The sequence below is a fragment of the Desulfofarcimen acetoxidans DSM 771 genome (genome assembly GCF_000024205.1).
GTDB lineage: Bacteria > Bacillota > Desulfotomaculia > Desulfotomaculales > Desulfofarciminaceae > Desulfofarcimen > Desulfofarcimen acetoxidans.
Map to the genome: position 1 here is coordinate 397,266 of NC_013216.1, position 15,668 is coordinate 412,933.

At 36.4% G+C, this 15,668-nt stretch carries 20 protein-coding genes; 8 read left to right on the forward strand and 12 right to left on the reverse strand.

The window, feature by feature from the left end; translation table 11 throughout:
- Positions 1-204 precede the first annotated feature (204 nt).
- Positions 205-2,019, reverse strand: coding sequence for an IS1634 family transposase (locus DTOX_RS01935; protein WP_015756049.1), 1,815 nt, complete (start codon positions 2,017-2,019; stop codon positions 205-207).
- Positions 2,020-2,860: 841 nt separating this feature from the next.
- Between DTOX_RS01935 and DTOX_RS01940 the strand changes: the two genes are divergently transcribed.
- The 5 genes from DTOX_RS01940 to DTOX_RS01955 all read left to right on the forward strand — a co-directional run bounded on the left by DTOX_RS01940 (position 2,861) and on the right by DTOX_RS01955 (position 5,702).
- Positions 2,861-3,337 carry a hypothetical protein gene (locus DTOX_RS01940; RefSeq protein ID WP_015756050.1) on the forward strand — a complete coding sequence of 159 codons (477 nt, stop codon included), beginning with the start codon at positions 2,861-2,863 and terminating at the stop codon, positions 3,335-3,337.
- Between the two features lie 2 nt (positions 3,338-3,339).
- Positions 3,340-4,182 carry a sensor histidine kinase gene (locus tag DTOX_RS21180; RefSeq protein WP_015756051.1) on the forward strand — a complete coding sequence of 281 codons (843 nt, stop codon included), beginning with the start codon at positions 3,340-3,342 and terminating at the stop codon, positions 4,180-4,182.
- 2 nt (positions 4,183-4,184) lie between these two features.
- Positions 4,185-4,781 (forward strand): accessory gene regulator ArgB-like protein, encoded by a 597-nt coding sequence (locus DTOX_RS01950; RefSeq protein WP_015756052.1) that lies wholly within the window; start codon positions 4,185-4,187, stop codon positions 4,779-4,781.
- A 26-nt stretch (positions 4,782-4,807) separates the two neighbouring features.
- Entirely contained in the window at positions 4,808-4,930 is a 123-nt protein-coding gene (locus DTOX_RS21905; RefSeq protein WP_015756053.1) for a cyclic lactone autoinducer peptide, read from the forward strand.
- Between the two features lie 70 nt (positions 4,931-5,000).
- Entirely contained in the window at positions 5,001-5,702 is a 702-nt protein-coding gene (locus DTOX_RS01955) for a LytR/AlgR family response regulator transcription factor (protein ID WP_015756054.1), read from the forward strand.
- 138 nt (positions 5,703-5,840) lie between these two features.
- Here the strand turns inward: DTOX_RS01955 and DTOX_RS25190 are convergent, their stop codons facing one another.
- On the reverse strand, positions 5,841-6,092 hold the full coding sequence (locus tag DTOX_RS25190; RefSeq protein ID WP_083773342.1) for a Druantia anti-phage system protein DruA: 252 nt from the start codon (positions 6,090-6,092) through the stop codon (positions 5,841-5,843).
- Positions 6,093-6,296: 204 nt separating this feature from the next.
- Here DTOX_RS25190 and DTOX_RS01960 point away from each other — a divergent pair, with 204 nt between their 5' ends.
- Positions 6,297-6,755, forward strand: a complete 459-nt coding sequence (locus tag DTOX_RS01960) for a hypothetical protein (protein ID WP_015756055.1) — start codon at positions 6,297-6,299, stop codon at positions 6,753-6,755.
- 2 nt (positions 6,756-6,757) lie between these two features.
- Positions 6,758-7,123, forward strand: coding sequence for a hypothetical protein (locus DTOX_RS01965; RefSeq protein ID WP_015756056.1), 366 nt, complete (start codon positions 6,758-6,760; stop codon positions 7,121-7,123).
- A gap of 573 nt (positions 7,124-7,696) precedes the next feature.
- Here DTOX_RS01965 and DTOX_RS01970 read toward each other — a convergent pair.
- The 7 genes from DTOX_RS01970 to DTOX_RS21185 form a co-directional block, all read right to left on the reverse strand.
- On the reverse strand, positions 7,697-8,443 hold the full coding sequence (locus DTOX_RS01970) for an ATP-binding protein (protein WP_015756058.1): 747 nt from the start codon (positions 8,441-8,443) through the stop codon (positions 7,697-7,699).
- Complete coding sequence (locus DTOX_RS23980) at positions 8,433-8,807, reverse strand: hypothetical protein (protein ID WP_242652509.1); 375 nt, start codon at positions 8,805-8,807, stop codon at positions 8,433-8,435. The genes DTOX_RS01970 and DTOX_RS23980 overlap by 11 nt, the downstream gene beginning before the upstream one ends.
- Positions 8,808-8,815: 8 nt before the next feature.
- A complete protein-coding gene (locus tag DTOX_RS23985; protein ID WP_242652511.1) occupies positions 8,816-8,995 on the reverse strand; it encodes a Mu transposase domain-containing protein in 180 nt (59 codons plus the stop codon).
- A gap of 233 nt (positions 8,996-9,228) precedes the next feature.
- Complete coding sequence (gene istA, locus DTOX_RS23990; protein ID WP_242652513.1) at positions 9,229-10,011, reverse strand: IS21 family transposase; 783 nt, start codon at positions 10,009-10,011, stop codon at positions 9,229-9,231.
- A 341-nt stretch (positions 10,012-10,352) separates the two neighbouring features.
- Complete coding sequence (locus tag DTOX_RS01980) at positions 10,353-10,823, reverse strand: hypothetical protein (protein WP_015756059.1); 471 nt, start codon at positions 10,821-10,823, stop codon at positions 10,353-10,355.
- Positions 10,824-10,982: 159 nt separating this feature from the next.
- Positions 10,983-11,324 (reverse strand): hypothetical protein, encoded by a 342-nt coding sequence (locus DTOX_RS01985; RefSeq protein WP_015756060.1) that lies wholly within the window; start codon positions 11,322-11,324, stop codon positions 10,983-10,985.
- A 125-nt stretch (positions 11,325-11,449) separates the two neighbouring features.
- Entirely contained in the window at positions 11,450-11,920 is a 471-nt protein-coding gene (locus DTOX_RS21185; protein ID WP_015756062.1) for a hypothetical protein, read from the reverse strand.
- 134 nt (positions 11,921-12,054) lie between these two features.
- On the opposite strand from DTOX_RS21185, the gene DTOX_RS01995 reads away from it, so the two are divergent.
- On the forward strand, positions 12,055-12,429 hold the full coding sequence (locus DTOX_RS01995) for a hypothetical protein (RefSeq protein ID WP_042315273.1): 375 nt from the start codon (positions 12,055-12,057) through the stop codon (positions 12,427-12,429).
- A gap of 191 nt (positions 12,430-12,620) precedes the next feature.
- On the opposite strand, the gene DTOX_RS02000 is transcribed toward DTOX_RS01995, so the two are convergent.
- Genes DTOX_RS02000 through DTOX_RS21190 form a run of 3 tightly spaced genes read right to left on the reverse strand, consistent with a single transcriptional unit; the run spans position 12,621 to position 15,033 of the window.
- A complete protein-coding gene (locus tag DTOX_RS02000) occupies positions 12,621-13,349 on the reverse strand; it encodes a LytR/AlgR family response regulator transcription factor (RefSeq protein WP_015756063.1) in 729 nt (242 codons plus the stop codon).
- Positions 13,350-13,399: 50 nt separating this feature from the next.
- A complete protein-coding gene (locus DTOX_RS02005) occupies positions 13,400-13,708 on the reverse strand; it encodes an accessory gene regulator B family protein (RefSeq protein ID WP_015756064.1) in 309 nt (102 codons plus the stop codon).
- Positions 13,705-15,033: a sensor histidine kinase gene (locus DTOX_RS21190; protein ID WP_052292895.1), complete on the reverse strand. Its 1,329-nt coding sequence runs from the start codon at positions 15,031-15,033 to the stop codon at positions 13,705-13,707. The genes DTOX_RS02005 and DTOX_RS21190 overlap by 4 nt, the downstream gene beginning before the upstream one ends.
- Positions 15,034-15,668: the final 635 nt, after the last annotated feature.

A 15,668-nucleotide genomic window follows, 5' to 3' on the forward strand; every position in this document is an offset into this window, starting at 1 on the left:
GCAGTCTAAATTATTAGACAATAACTACTTTCCTGATGTTTTCAGTATCATTATAATTTAAACTTTGCTGTTTTTTGTTGATTAACCCGTAAATTGTAAAAGTGCTACCAGTAAGGTAGTAGTTTAACATATAGTTCTTTATTTTCGCTATGTATCCCAGATTTCGCATTTAGAGATTTTTAAATTAGAAATTGCTACCAAACGTTATTTTTTTAAATTATCATTAAACCATTTCTCAATATAATACGAAAAATTTATTGACGAATTAATGATCTCTATTAACTCAAGTGGATGGGGTAAATTAAACAGATTAACCAATACATCAATGCTATTAGGAATATTCGTCCCATTCCAATGACGTACACCAATAGGTTGCAACCTTTGCTCTGATATAGTTAGGTCACCAAGTTCTTTCTGTAATTTTTGGGTAGACATTTTTTTGTAATTTCTAGCCAATAACCAGGCGGCTAAATTAATCACGAGCATAGCCAATACTTTTAAAAAGCAATAGGCATCAACCCTTTCCGGATTACGAAGGAAAACCTGTTGTAAATCAAGGGAACCCTTCAAAAATCTAAAACTGATTTCAATATCGTTCCTACTCCGGTAGCGGGTGAGAAGTTCGTTAGCATCAACTTTCTCTTTATCGTGGTTGGTTAAAAGCACAAAAATACCGTCAGTTTTCTCTAGTTCAGGAATTATTGCTTCATCTTTTGACCAGGACATAACAAGAGCATCGTGCTGATTTAGCCCAATTTCTACATTGAACAGCCTACGCATTTCAGGTTGCCCTTTGAAAATATTATCTACCGCCTTTTCACAGGCTTCCTTGGTAATTAAGTTGCGTTTGTTGAGCTTGCTATTGAGTTCTACTAAGGCATCTTCAGTGCTGGTTATACGTTTTTGACGACGTTCTTCTTCCTTAGGTTTTTTATTCAAATCACAATAAATAATTGCCCTAATAGTATGGATTACAAATTTTCGCTCACCTTTTTTACGACGCTTTTTATCCTTTTTATCTTTTGAGAGAGGATCGATTTCTACTTTAAATGTATATTCTGTCTCAAATGCCACGTAGTGTTTGGTTAGATTTCTTTCTATTTCTTTTTTTGAGCGATATTCAATAGAAACAAAATCATCTTTCTCAGTGTTATCTAATTGCTCTAAAACCCAATTTTTCGATAGTTCGTCCTTAAGTGGGCCAATAAATAACGCCTTTTTGTTGCTATTGGTGAGCATCAAATGCATGTTATCTTGGGTCAGAATACCACGATCAATAATCATCTCAAATTCTTGGCCGTCGGTAATTTCCTTGACCTTCTCAAATGAACGCTCAAAAGTATTGCCACCTTGAACATTACCGGGGTCAATTGTGGATGTTACCGGCAAAGATGCACCAGCGGATATAGTAAGATTGAGGATTAATTGTTTTAAACCCGGCATGCCCCCGTATCCATATTGAACCTTATCGTTATTTTCCATATCACCATAGACCGGAACGGAAGATGTATCGTTGTAAAAAGTGTTAAGTGGAATATCAAATCTCTTGGATGCCGATAAAACAACATCTTGCAATACATTAGCCATATATTTTGCATTTGAGTTTAAAGTATCAAGGGCTCTGCCCATTTTGTCATCATTAAATTTTTTGGCCGGTATACCGAGTATTGTTTCAACTTGCCAATTTTCACAAGCTTCTTCAAATTTATATAAACGGGTAAGGTCTTTATTTCTGCCAAGCATATCGCCTATCATTATTTCACATGCTAGACCAGTGCTTACCCGACAATTAGAACCATTGGATCTTTCTTCACGTAAATGTTCATAAGTAACATATTCTTCATCAATAAAATCGTCAATTATTTTACCGATGCCAAGGCTTCTAGCTAAAAAAACACCGATGAGTACTGCACCTGAGGGATTTGCCTTCGGAACTTCTACTTTTAATTCGGGCATTATCTTCATCAACGCTTCAGGCGGTAATTTGGCCAGTTGTTCTAAAATAGGTTGTAAGTCCATAACGATCCCTCACTAATAGTTTTTTACTAGTAGTAAGGATTCGACACAAAAGGGGAATATCCTCCCATTTTATGGATCACTTATTTTTATGGTTGTAATTAACATTGCTTATGCACCATTATCTGGCAGTCTTAAATTTTATAATGCGGAAGTTGGGAATAATATTTATAACTATCAGAAGTACATTTAGAATATGTTGGATACAGAAAAATTTGTCAGTTATTAAGCCTATCCTAACTTCACAGCAAGGATAGGTCATAAACCGCTTCATTGTGGCGGTTTATGATTTTTTTCGCCTGTGTTAGTCGAGTCGATAGGTTTGAAAGAAACCTTATCAATTAACCAGCAGGAAGATAACACGTGCTAATGGAAATAATGGGGTCTTATATCTAACTTGTCAAAACTTATAAATATTTATTTAGTATGCAGGAAAATATTATATATATAGCGAAAATAACTTACAAATACTAAACTACTACTTAGAGTGGTAGTTTTTGTAATTTAATGAAATATCGACAAAAGGTAGTAAAATAAAAAGAAAAACGACATTGGAAAAACATTGAATTATTTAGAGACAGCTAAAAAACCATACTTTTCTGTTTAGTTCATAAATATAACATATTGGGAATTCTACTACATATATAGTTGTTGTCGGTCATAATACCGACTTTCATAAATATTCCTAATTAGCTAATTGTAAACATTTATTTTTTTATGTTTAATGCAATTCTATTGATAGTAAATAAAAAGTGCATTTTAGGTTCAAAAAAGGGCATGATGGGGATTTGAAGGAGGATATTGATGTTAAAGAGATAATACATTAAAGAAAAGAGGTACATATATGGATAAAATGCCGTTAATTAGCATAATATTTTACTCATTGCCGGAAGCCTACCTCATTTTTTCTTTCGGATTGATAGCTTTGGGGCAAAAAATTAACGTAATAAGAGTTATATTGGCAACCGTTTTTTTTGTTTTGTCCTCATACATTATAAGGATGTTGCCTTTCCCATTTGGAATGCATACTGCTATTGGTATAGCAATTATTTTTCTGTTCTTTATGATTATTTTAAGGTTAAAAGCAAAACATGCCCTGATAGCGACGTTGATAAGTTCTGGTACATTAATAGCCTTGGAGAATTCAATTTTATATCTATTCCAGATTGAGTTAAACCTTACCCCCAAACAAATCTGGCAAGACCCTTTGATGAGAACCTTAATTGGTTGGCCGCATTTATTAGTTTGGTCTTTAATAACTCTAATTATATATAAAAGAAAGATACATATAGTCCGTTGTAGAGGGAATTTGGAGTTGTGATTATGCAAATGACAGCCAAAAAAACCATGGAACAACTTGCAGTCTTATTATTAATTGAAACTTGTTTAGCCTTATTGGCGGCTAGGGTAATAAACTTCTATGAAAATCAAATGACCGCATCTGATGTGTTAATATCAATAATGGCTGTATTAAACTTCGGGATATGTCTTTTCATAGCTAAATGGATCTACAAAGTGGAAATTATACATGAGAAAGTAAGTACACAGAATGAATGTCTAAAATCAACGGAAGAAGCATTAAAGATAATGCGTAGTGAACGACATGACTTTATTAATCATCTACAGACCATTTATGGATTGATTGTTACCGGTGAACACAATGAGGCCGTTGGTTACATTAAGGATATCGGCGTTGATTGTAAATTCAACAGCCAAATTTTGAATATCCAAAACCCATACATTAGGATACTCCTGCAAAATAAGAAAAACCTCACAAGTGCTAAAAACATTACCTTTAAGTTAAAAGTTGAGAGTAATTTAATGTATCTCAATATCATCCCTACCGCTGTAACAACAGTATTTGGAAATCTTTTAGACAATGCCATAGATGCGGTAATGGAGTGTGGCACAGAGTACCGAAAAATAATAAGCTTTGAAATAAGTGAAACGAATACCGGCTATCATTTCTTAATACAAAATACCGGTCCGCCAATTAACGAAGAAATTGAACAGGATATATTTAAAGAGGGGTTTTCTACGAAAGGTACCGGGAGAGGTTACGGTCTGGTGCTGGTTAAGAAAACAGTTAATGAATACGACGGCAGGGTATTTTACGACCGGGAAGCAAAAGGTTTTTCCGTTATTCTTCCTAAGCGGGAGGATTAATTATGATTCATACTTGGTCGGTATGCTTGGCCCGGTATTTGGGCAGTGAGCTGAATCTGGATAAAAGTAGGGTGTCTATAATCTCATATGGTTTGGAAGTATTAATCGGTGGGTTTTTCAAATTAATAATTTATATTGTAGTACCCTTATTCCTGGGGGTTTTTAACCAGTTTGCAGCCGCTTTTCTCTGTTCCGCACTTCTAAGGCTGCCCTCGGGAGGCCCACACTGCTCAGCATATTATAAATGCCTGATTAATACTCTGGTCATTTATTTAACTATTGCTGTAACTGCCACGTATCTTTCTTTATCCCCCCTGCCGGTACAAGCAGTGCTGTGGTTTGGCCTGGGACTTGCATTTATGGTTTTCTATAAACTGGCGCCGGTAGATGTAAAAGAAAAACCCATCAAAAGTGAGAAGCGTAGAAGATGTTTAAAAATTATCTCCTGTATTATAGTTGTTGTATATTTCATTTTTTTTAGTTACTGGAGGTTTTCTCAAGATATAATGTGGGCCTGCAGTATGGCGGTTATATTTCACACATTCACACTGACCTGGTCCGGACAAAGATTTATTGGAAAATTGGACAAGTTGTTATAAAAATATCCAGGGAAAGGAGGGTTATTATGAAAAGATATATTCTTAGCATGATTGTTTGCCTGGCTAGTTTGACAGCATTTATCGGAATTCATCCCACCAGTTTATGCACCTTATATCAGCCGGAAGTTCCTGAAGAACTGCTGAAATAAATTGGTAATTATTAGTAAGGGGACAGTAACTTTCACAATCACTGTCCCCTTATTTTTCGGAGGGACATTCATGAGAGTAATTATTGCCGAAGACAATCCGGTAGAGATGAGATATTTAAAGAATCTGTTAAGCCGGGAAAGTGACATAGAAATAATCGGAGAGGTTTCAGATGGTTGGGAAGCCACGAAAATGATATCAAAACTGCAACCTGAAGTAGCCTTTCTGGATATATCTATGCCGGGAATTTCAGGGATGGACTTAGTGAGGAAATTTGACGGTAGAGTTATTATTGTCTTAGTAACAGCTCATCATGAATATGCACTGGATGCTTTCGAAGCCGGTTCCATGGATTACCTGCTAAAACCAGTTGAGCCGGAAAGAGTAAGCCTTACTATAAGGCGACTTAGGAAAATATTATCTCGCAAAACAAGATATTCGGGAAGAATAAATATCAATACTAAGGACTCAATAATTGCCGTTGAGATAGACAGTATTATTTTTATTGAAAAGGTTCCACTTGCAAAAAAGATAAAAATTCAAACAGTAAATAATGAATACATCGTGTCCGGAACATTAAACGAGTTTGAAGATAAACTGAAAAGCCTAGGTTTTATCAGAACTCATAAAAGTTTTATTATAAACCCAGATAAATTAGAGAAAATGATTCCCTGGGGTGATAAATCATATCTGGCCAAAATGCATGGTGTAAAGAAGGAAGCTCTTGTTAGCCGAAAATATGCGGGGATGGTTAAGTCAGCAATTAAATGGTAGGAGAAATAAAAGCGGAAATGTTGCCTTTTATTTTTGTCATACTAACTTTTTAATGTAAAAATTTATAATATTTAGCCATAACTTATGTCACAACATGTCCATAATTAGACCTAAAACGCCGATAGAATTAGTGTATAATTATTGGTAACAAGGGGGTACCGGTACTTGTAACGTGCGATTCCTATCGTGACGACTTAGCCCTTGGGTCTGACCGACACGTAACCAATTCGCAGCTCGATAACAAATACCTTGGAAACGGTCTTGTTCGACGAACGTTTCGAGCATTAAGATGGGATGTCCATACTTGCATATCCAGTTGTTGCTAATACGTTTGGCAATCCTGGCGAGCAAATGGCTTGCTAAATGAGGGACCTTGACCCAAGGCAGGATTAAAAACTCATGTTATTGGTGATAAAATGCAACCAGGCTTGCCGGGTTAGGGGGCCGATGGTACTTGAATAGTTACATGACGTTGAGATTATTGTAGCGGACGGAAAGTCAGACCTCTAATATTTGTATAGAGGTGGTACTTATTGAAGCATATTGAGTAGTTGAAGTAGTTTATATTGTTTAAAAAAAGGAGGGCGAATTGCTTTGAAAAAAAAGAAAATGTTTATCATCTTAGGGATAATGGTTCTGTTGTTGGCGGGAATTTCCAACTATAGTTTTGGAGGTAGTAAATATTCACCAAAAGAACACGAAGTCCAACAGCAAGTTATTGATACATTTGATTTGGCTAATGATTTAAAATCTAATGCTTTAAGACCTCAATTTATGAGGGATATTTACGATGATGAGATAGCAACAGAAAGTAAGGAAATACGAAGTAAAGTAGCTTTGGCTATTTTAAGTTTGCAGAAAGAAAAGGAGTTTTCAGAAGGAGATTTTAAACCAATGATTTTCCTTAACAAGGGAAATGACAAAGCATTAATTGCGGTTAAACATTCTGATAACACCATTATTCTTTACAAGTTTGATATATCAAAGGGAGATAAACCATTAAAACTTGATGAACAAGTTAAAGATGTAAAAGTTGATAGGGGGGATAAATAGGGATGAATAGAAAGAAATTTATAATTTTAAATATAACCTTAGTTATGCTTTTAAGTATAACCAGTGTTGCATATGCTCTGACATGTGGGGGCACTAGTTGGTTTAGTACAGGTGTTCTTACGGTAACAGTGTCTTCAAAAACTACTTGCGATGTATCCGCCGATTACATTGGTGCGGCTACTATCCTTTGGCGAGATGGAGAATGGGTGAATGATGCAGTAAGTGAAGGAAGTGGAAGGCAAATAACATCATCGTGTGGAGCTTCAAATAAAGCTGGGAGCCAACTTTGGGAAATATCGGGACTTCATGAAGTTAAACATAACGGGGAGACAGACACGGATGGTTCCTACGCATCTACGAATTATTAAGAAAACTTTTTTATTAAATTTAAATAATCTACATCATAATTAAAACTATAATAAATGTACCCCGGACAAAACACTCCGGGGTACATTTATATGCAACAGCAATTGACGACGGTCAAGCGGTGAAAAGAAAGGAGTCACAAATATGACTCCTTTCTTTCTGAAACTCACATTCCGACCCCTTGACTTACTGAGTTTAATAATGAAATCTATAATTCAATAATTATGGACAATAATAAATATCAATACAAATTATCAATATATTTACATCAATATCGATACCTAAATTAACTTTTAGACTATATAAATTGAAAGAATATGTATATAGCTACAAATCTATCCCAAGTAGATTAAGAATAGTCTCTACGCTTAAAACATCATGATCGCTATAACAGTTGCAGACATATCCTCCTGGATGAAAGTTATGATCCTGTGAAGCAAAAGCAGGAACTGTTTGAATATTACGTGGTGGCGGAGCCACCAAATCTTCAGAATTAGAGCCACCTAATCCGTAACATAGAGCCATTGAGTTGATGGTGGGAGCCACCCTTTGGATGGCTCCTTAATTGGGTCATATTATTCGGGTATCCGTCGCTTTCTCTGACGCATGGAAACATCCCCATCAATTATCATGGTATACGCTGATGGTATAATCCGATCCAGAATGGAGTCGGCCAGGGCGCTATCTCCCAGTCTTTCGTGCCAACCTTCAGGAATAAACTGATAACAGATGATAGTAAACGATTGTCCGCATCGGGACTCCATCAGTTCAAGCAAGTCCCTCTGTTCTGTATCAGATGCAGGAATCAGGAGAAATTCATCCAAAATCATCAGGGAATATTTCTGATACTGCTTCATGAGCTGCTGATATTTCCCCTGAACCCGTGCAGCTTCAAATTCGCTGAACAGTTCGGGGAGGCGGATGTATCTCGTTTTATAACCTGCGTGGCAGGCATTGACACCAAGTGTATTAGAAATATATGTTTTGCCACATCCAGTGGCTCCTATAAGGATGACATTCAGGCGCTGACGGATATATTCATTATCGGCCAGGCTTTCCAAAAGATCACGGTTCAGATGCCTGTCTGGGAGATACTCAATATTTCCAAGAAAAGCGGATGAATTTGTGAATTTAGCATTCTTAATCAGACACCTGATATTATTGTTATGTCTGGAATCGAATTCTGCATCTGCTAAAAGCGCCAGCCTTTCATGGAAAGATAATGACTGATATTCCGTCTCGTTCTCAACCTGCTTTTGATAAGCTTCCGCAAATGCCGGAAGACGCATGTTTTTCAGCTTCCTTGTTGTCTCATTCTTCATGGCTTCCACCTCCATAATAAGATGCACCTCTTACGCAGGCATACTTATTGGATGATGAGGAATAAGATTGGAGAGTTCCATCCCCCTTTTTATCTTGACCGGATTCGAGTATCAGTCTAATATTTTTATACCGGGGGTTGGGAATTCGGATAAGTGCTATTCTGCATGCGTTTTCCAGGCGTTCAGGCGAGTATTTGTCTGCCAGTTTTAACAGGGACAGGCAACCCTTGTAAGCCTGTTCCTCTACCCGGTATGAATCAAACAGTTTTTGCACAACTTCTTTTGTGGAATCCCCAATACCTGCAGCCCATTTCAGGAAACGTGCAGAATCCCACTCACTGTAACGCTGGTGGTTTGCCGGCATATGGTCAATTACCGTGGAATACTGCCCACGTCTCCCGTAAAGGTGCTTATGGCTGCAAATACGGGAACCTCTTTGTAGAAGACTTCAATCATGTTTTTGGTGTATCTTACATCTACTTTTTTCTTAATGTACTCATAGGGGATGGAATAATTCTGGTAATCTATCGCTATATGGTAGTTTAGTTGCACGGTAGCAGTTTTCCATTGCGCGAATTCATAAGGATATTGGGGTAAAGGCTACATGACTGGGAACTCTTCTTCCATAAATATAGAATAACGGCTTCCGTCTCTCTTCTGAAATTTATTGTGGTTAAAACGATCCAGTTCCTTCCTGATGACCGCATTCATCTCATTGAGATCAAAGAACTGACGGTTGCGCAGTTTGGCGATGATGTGGGATGTTACCTGCCCCGCTGTCCCTTCTACAGCAGCTTTATCCTGATTATCTTGAATTCAAGATAATCCTGAGGGGCTTTTACCCGGGCAGGGATAACAGCTGTTCCGTAGTGTTCCGCTAATTCCTGATAGGTCTTGTTGATCGTAATCTCGCTTCGTGAGTGCTTTGTAATGCCGGTCTTTAAATTGTCCGGGGTGAGAATGCGTGTAACACCACCGAAGTAGTTGTAGGCATTAACATGGGCGGTAATCCAGCACTCTTGGTTCTGTGACAGAAACCCCTCCACGTAGGCGTAGCCGCTGTATGAAAGGGCAGCAACAAAGACAGAAACATCTATTAACTCACTTGTATCAGTATTTACAATGTGCGCATATTGACCGGCCCAATCTACCTCCATGATTTCTCCAGGCTTGCGGTTAATATGCATGGTTGCTTTTGTACTTCTGACGAAATCGCTGTAGTATTTGTTAAACTGAGTAGATTTGTACGGGATTTCACCCGCTTCGCGGCATTGGTCACAATATTCAACCCACAGTAGACTAAGCGTAACACTGTTCTTGGCCATCTCACGATGGATATACTCGTAATCCGGCATTTTGTACGTTGGCTTTGCTTCCCCAGATGGAAACAGCTTCATGGCAAGCTCTTTGTTGGTCATTTCGTCAGGCAACGGCCAACTTAGCCGACACGCTGTAGCCCGCTGCAAGACGTTTGTGACGGTGTTTCTTGAACACCCACAGCTGGCCGCTATGTCCTTTTTTGTTATCCCAAGGCTAAATAACCTCAAGATTTCTCTGTAATTGGTCATTCATATGACCTCCTATGGATTATTTGCGCTAGATTCTCAGCACATAAATCCATTATACAGAGCGTTTTTTACTTGCGGATCATGAGTGCACAATCGGTGCGGAAACTATGCCCAATTCCAACGGTCTGCGTGCACAATCTCAGCGGTCAAAATGCACAATCTGGCTCGGCGTATTCAGGGTGCGGAATATGAGTCATATGTTCTAAATTTTATAATTTTTTGGGCAAAAAATATTAAACCTGGTTCTGCGAAACCAGGTTTAATATAAATACCTTTCCAGCTGAAACCTTACACCATTTGGACAACTGGTGATTAAATATTACAATAATGTCTTTGTTTCATTATTCATCTTTTATTGTATTAATGTCTAAAATCGGAGCACCTTTTATTCTTTTTTCTCCCTCCGCCCATTTATTACCATTCACTCTTTTTGCATACTTCATAACATTTGTTCCATCTCCTTCTTTATATAAAACCATAATCTCTGATAAATCATTTTTTAATAAAAATATTGGCATAGTAGAACCAATTGGAGACTGATCTAAAGCATCAAATTCTTGTGCAATATCTAAGTCTTTATTGAAGTCAATTCCATTAGGGAAATCGATCTGTTTATAGTCATTTAAAATATTATCCAGTTTTAAAGTGCTTTTAATATCGTTATTAGCAGCTTCTAGTCTTTTTTCTGTTTTTTTGACAATACTATTCTTACTGTCATTATTGGATGCATAAACAGTAGCACTAGATACAATTCCTAGTACTAAAGCTAGAACTAATACGAACGTAAAACGCAATTTAAGTCTTTTTAACATAATTTCAACCTCCAGCTATAATTTTTAATTATCTTAATATGACTCCCTAAATTTCATTATTTGCCACCACTAGCATGATACCTTGAAACAAAAGTACTCCTAGCCGTCTTTGATCAACATTGCAATGATATTAATACCTATTATAATGTATTTTGTATTTTAAGAAGAATCTTTATAACTCCAACTATTTGAGTAAGAGCTACTTGATTCAGAACCACTTAAGGAAACTGAATATGGACTCGTATCATCAGATTTCGAAGTATCCACTACTTTTATCCCATTTTTATATACCTGAGCTCTTGATTTTACTCCAGTGACATTGGCAATTCCCGAAGATGCTACTACCGCAGTTAATTTAGACGACCAATCAGCACCATATCCATAAGCCTCAAGTTCTTGGGGACTGCTAAGGTAGTAATAAGTTGTTGCATAAGCTGCGTTGGTTGATAGTAAAAAAACCAGACTTAAGATAAGTAAAATTCCCACTTTTTTAAATTTCATAGTACTCTACTCTCCCTTCATTTTTTAAAATACCACTTACATGACAATTATACCCAAAATCATCAAATTGGTGTGCAAGATAACTTGAGTTCATTAATCCCCTTTATATGGAATATACTCACCTCTTAGTCTAGTTGTTGTTTATTGTCTTTCATTTCTTTAACTTGCTTATCAACTTCAACCGGCTCTTTGTTAGAAATGTCGAAGTCAGTAAGACTGATAGTGTTATTAGGATGTTTAACTGCAATTAGAACATTAGTGTTACCTTTAAGGAATATCATTGGTTTAAAATCTCCTTCTCTTATTTCTTTTTCTTTATATAAAATATTAATAGCTTTGGCTATTTTTACTCTTGTCTCATGACTTTCTTGCGCTATCTCATCATCATAAATATCCCTCATAAAAAGAGGTTTTAATTTACTGTCTTTTGATTCATTATCTCTTGAATCATTAACGTCTAAAACAAATGTATCAATAACTTGCTTTTGAACTTTGTATTCTCTTTCCGAATACTTGTCTCCTCCAAAACTAATTTTAGTGAATCCTAAAAACAGTATCATTAACCCAAAAATTAAAAATACAACTTTTTTTATCAATATATTCACCTTCCTTATATATTTTAGACTATTATATTGTTCACTATCGATTGCGGCTCTTGTTCCTGGTTGTCTTCCGGCTATACGGTGAACATTCGCGAAGAGGCCGTGGCGAAAGAACTGGAAACAGTAGGGTGTGGCTTGTTGTTCTTAGCAATGACGTTTCCGATGCGAAGGAAGCCCTCTCCATTTATCGCCGGAAAGATGTGGTGGAGAAAGGATTTCTCCGTTTGAAAACCCAACTGGATTTGGGACGCCCCCGCGTACATCGGGATGACAGTATGCAAAATAAAGTGTTCATCGGTTTTATTGCACTCATCCTCATGTGTCATTTGCACAAAGTGATGTTAAACAAGGATTTATATAAGAATATGACGATGAAAAAGCTACTGCTCATCTTGTCTAAACTTCGGGTTCAACACATCAACGGCCAGTGCATCTTATTCCTTCTAACCAAACAAAAAGCGATTTATAAAGCTTTTGCCGTCAAGGAGCCCGTGCAGGTATAATTTGGGCGGGATTTTAGGTTATATATCACCTCCAGAACACAAATTTCATTTTACATAACCTTTTCTACTTAGCTTTACTCTGCTTATATCCTACCATAAAATACTGTCATTGAATCATTCTCCCAGTATCAAAAATCATCCTTTTAGGATACAAATACAATATGTTGCATTCTTGGCAGTCAATTGGACTATTAGCTATTCAACTTTTTTATCAATTCATCGTAATGATATTTGCTAACAGAAACTTTTTGTTTACTATTATTCAATAAAACATGAAAGGTGTTCAGCCCATCCCGTACCAAAGCTTTCACCCGTTCCAGGTTAATAATAAATGATTTATGACACCGGTAAAATTGTTCAGGAAGCTTGGCCTCTATATCATTCAAAGTCTCAGTGATGTTGTAGTAACCATGGTCAGTATAAATGCTAATATACTTTATACCTTTAACTTTTTCTATGTAAGAAATAGATTTGGCTTCAATAAAAATGATAGTTCCCCCTCTTGTCTTTATAGAAATACGAGACATATTAACGAAAGCCGGATTCAAACAATTTAAGAATGATTTAGCCCTCAGTAGAGAAGAAATAACCCGCTCCTCTGTAAATGGTTTTAGTATATAATCAAGTGATTTTATTTCGAATGCTGTCAGACAAAATTCAGAATGCCCCGTAATAAAAATTAAGAATATACCGGGTTTTAATTCGGCTAGATCTTTCGCTACATCTATTCCAGTCCTGCTCGGTATTTCTATATCTAAAAGAACGATATTAGGGTGATATTTTTCTACCAAGTCTAAAACTTCATTGCCATTACCACACTCTCCAACCACGGTAAAATCTGCTTGTGTATTGATAATGGTTTTAATATGCTCACGAACATCTTCATTGTCTTCAACAATTAGTACTCTTGCTTCCAACATCGTCACCTTCTAAAATATCACATTATATACAATAGGGGGTAGATATAGCTCTACCATAATGAAAAATATTTAGCCATGAAACTAAATACAAATGTTGATATCATACTAACGGAATAGCATCGCCAATACGTCTTGCTATGAGCTCCTCCCGAAAGCAGACGAAGTGGTATTGCTGTTAGCAGGAAAGCTATCGCTTCGGGAAAGATGCCTAATATCCAAGAGCCAAGAAGCAGGCTAAGAATTTTAACTAATGAACCTATAATATACTCCAGTCCATAAACTAAAACATTTTTCTTCTCTATTTCCCCGCTTTCTTGGGCCAACCATATGCCTAATGCAGAAGCTGCTTTTTTGATCATGACTTCTTCACTGTACTCGCTACTGTTACTTCAACCATTGTACCCTCCTCCACATTGTAAACTTCTATATTTCCCCTATACTTTTCAACAAGTGATCGACAAATGGATAGCCCAATTCCCGAATGTCCATCTTTTGTCGAAAAACCGGGTTCAAATATTTTTTCCATTATGTCTGGGTCTATATAAATTCCATAATTACGAATGCAAATAACTTTTAGTCTATTGTAGTTCTTGGTCTCAAAACTTACCTTTTTTTGTTTAATTGTTGAATTTTCGGCTGCTTCCAAGGCATTGTCCAGCAAGTTACCTACTAATTTAACTAGTTCAAATGATTGAAGGGCAATATGCGTAAGTTCATCTCCAATGAATAGGTCTAAGAGAATACTCTTTTGTTCTGCTTTAGCAATTTTTACCTGAAGCAGCGCGACCAGAACCGGATTGCCAAATTTTAACACCATATTGGTGGCTACGGTTTCTTTATTTAAGTCCTTTAGATAATCTAAAGCCTTTTCAATTTTGTTTGCTTTCAGTAAGGAATTCAGAGTTTGAAAATGATTGGAAAGGTCATGACGTTGAGATCGATAATTCAAAAAAAGCTCTTCAATATTCTTCATATAAGCCTCATTGGCTAAAAGAATTGTTTCTCTTTGAACAGCAGCCGTAAGTGAAAGAATTAACCAAATATTAAGAATTAAAAATAACCCTCCTGCGATTCCCCAAAACACCTCTGCTTTAATTAAATTAAAATAAGATGGAGATTGAAGGCGAGAATATATAAACACAACTCCTAATAAAGCAATTTGAATAAAAGCTATAAATATGCTATGACCATAGCTTTTAGTAAAATCAGCTACTTTTTCAATACCAGCTATGCGTATATTTCTACTAATCAGCCAGTAGACAGCCCCTCCTGCCAACATAATTCCTGTACAGGTAAATGTCAGCCGCAAATTAAAATTATCTATCAATTCATCCAGTGATAGACCCGTAATGAAAAGCATCACAGCTACGACACCACTTTCAAAGATTAGAGCAGCCGCATAAGCTGTAATCGTTAAATAAACAGCTTGATTCATATGAATTCCAAGCAACAATTGAGCAACAAAAATAAATAGGAATAAATTAACTACCATGTGTAGGCCATAGGGAAGTCTGAGCATGTAAACCGTAAATGAGATTAAACCGTCGATCAACCCAACTAGAATGAGTTGTTTAATGATCTCCTTTTTATATATACCTAAGAGTTGAGCTGCCAAAATGTTAACAACAAGGCTTTGAGGAATAGAAATGAGTATCAATGTTATGATTAATTCATTTATTGACATAAAATACTGGTTCGCCTCCTCCATTCCTGCATAATTTCCCAAAAGGATAATTTTGAACCCTAAAAGGATAGGTAGTTGAATAGGTACGATATCCTGCACTGATAACTGCACTTTTATTCTACTGTTTTCCGCAGTCTAAATTATTAGACAATAACTACTTTCCTGATGTTTTCAGTATCATTATAATTTAAACTTTGCTGTTTTTTTGTTGATTAACCCGTAAATTGTAAAAGTGCTACCCGTAAGGTAGTAGTTTAACATATAGCTCTTTATTTTCGCTATGTATATAATAATTACCTGCAAGATATGGTAAATGGTCACGAAATTGTATAAGTTGTACAATAAATGACTAGACATCTGGACATGGAAATCAGCAACAAAACAGCCCCCCGGAACACTGTGAGTGGTAAACTAAAAAGGATGAATTTCGGCAAATAAAAAGGGACCTTATTCCCCACAACCTTCCAGAAAAATAACCTACTAAGAACCTATATAATAGTGTGGTTATTAGAAGGGGGGAGTGGATAAAATGCTGAGGTGGAAAATGTATTCCGAAATTCATAAACTAAAGAATGATGGGCTGAAGAAACACTACAACTATTAAACAGTAAGGAGCGAACATTAAGAAATTATGT

What these genes read in the sequence shown, in the direction of transcription:
- DTOX_RS01935 (WP_015756049.1), bottom strand. Translation starts at nt 2,019, where the DNA reads ATGGACTTACAACCTATTTTAGAACAACTGGCCAAATTACCGCCTGAA.
- DTOX_RS01940 (WP_015756050.1), top strand. Translation starts at nt 2,861, where the DNA reads ATGGATAAAATGCCGTTAATTAGCATAATATTTTACTCATTGCCGGAA.
- DTOX_RS21180 (WP_015756051.1), top strand. Translation starts at nt 3,340, where the DNA reads ATGCAAATGACAGCCAAAAAAACCATGGAACAACTTGCAGTCTTATTA.
- DTOX_RS01950 (WP_015756052.1), top strand. Translation starts at nt 4,185, where the DNA reads ATGATTCATACTTGGTCGGTATGCTTGGCCCGGTATTTGGGCAGTGAG.
- DTOX_RS21905 (WP_015756053.1), top strand. Translation starts at nt 4,808, where the DNA reads ATGAAAAGATATATTCTTAGCATGATTGTTTGCCTGGCTAGTTTGACA.
- DTOX_RS01955 (WP_015756054.1), top strand. Translation starts at nt 5,001, where the DNA reads ATGAGAGTAATTATTGCCGAAGACAATCCGGTAGAGATGAGATATTTA.
- DTOX_RS01965 (WP_015756056.1), top strand. Translation starts at nt 6,758, where the DNA reads ATGAATAGAAAGAAATTTATAATTTTAAATATAACCTTAGTTATGCTT.
- DTOX_RS01970 (WP_015756058.1), bottom strand. Translation starts at nt 8,443, where the DNA reads ATGAAGAATGAGACAACAAGGAAGCTGAAAAACATGCGTCTTCCGGCA.
- DTOX_RS23980 (WP_242652509.1), bottom strand. Translation starts at nt 8,807, where the DNA reads ATGCCGGCAAACCACCAGCGTTACAGTGAGTGGGATTCTGCACGTTTC.
- istA (WP_242652513.1), bottom strand. Translation starts at nt 10,011, where the DNA reads ATGACCAATTACAGAGAAATCTTGAGGTTATTTAGCCTTGGGATAACA.
- DTOX_RS01980 (WP_015756059.1), bottom strand. Translation starts at nt 10,823, where the DNA reads ATGTTAAAAAGACTTAAATTGCGTTTTACGTTCGTATTAGTTCTAGCT.
- DTOX_RS01985 (WP_015756060.1), bottom strand. Translation starts at nt 11,324, where the DNA reads ATGAAATTTAAAAAAGTGGGAATTTTACTTATCTTAAGTCTGGTTTTT.
- DTOX_RS02000 (WP_015756063.1), bottom strand. Translation starts at nt 13,349, where the DNA reads ATGTTGGAAGCAAGAGTACTAATTGTTGAAGACAATGAAGATGTTCGT.
- DTOX_RS02005 (WP_015756064.1), bottom strand. Translation starts at nt 13,708, where the DNA reads ATGATCAAAAAAGCAGCTTCTGCATTAGGCATATGGTTGGCCCAAGAA.
- DTOX_RS21190 (WP_052292895.1), bottom strand. Translation starts at nt 15,033, where the DNA reads ATGTCAATAAATGAATTAATCATAACATTGATACTCATTTCTATTCCT.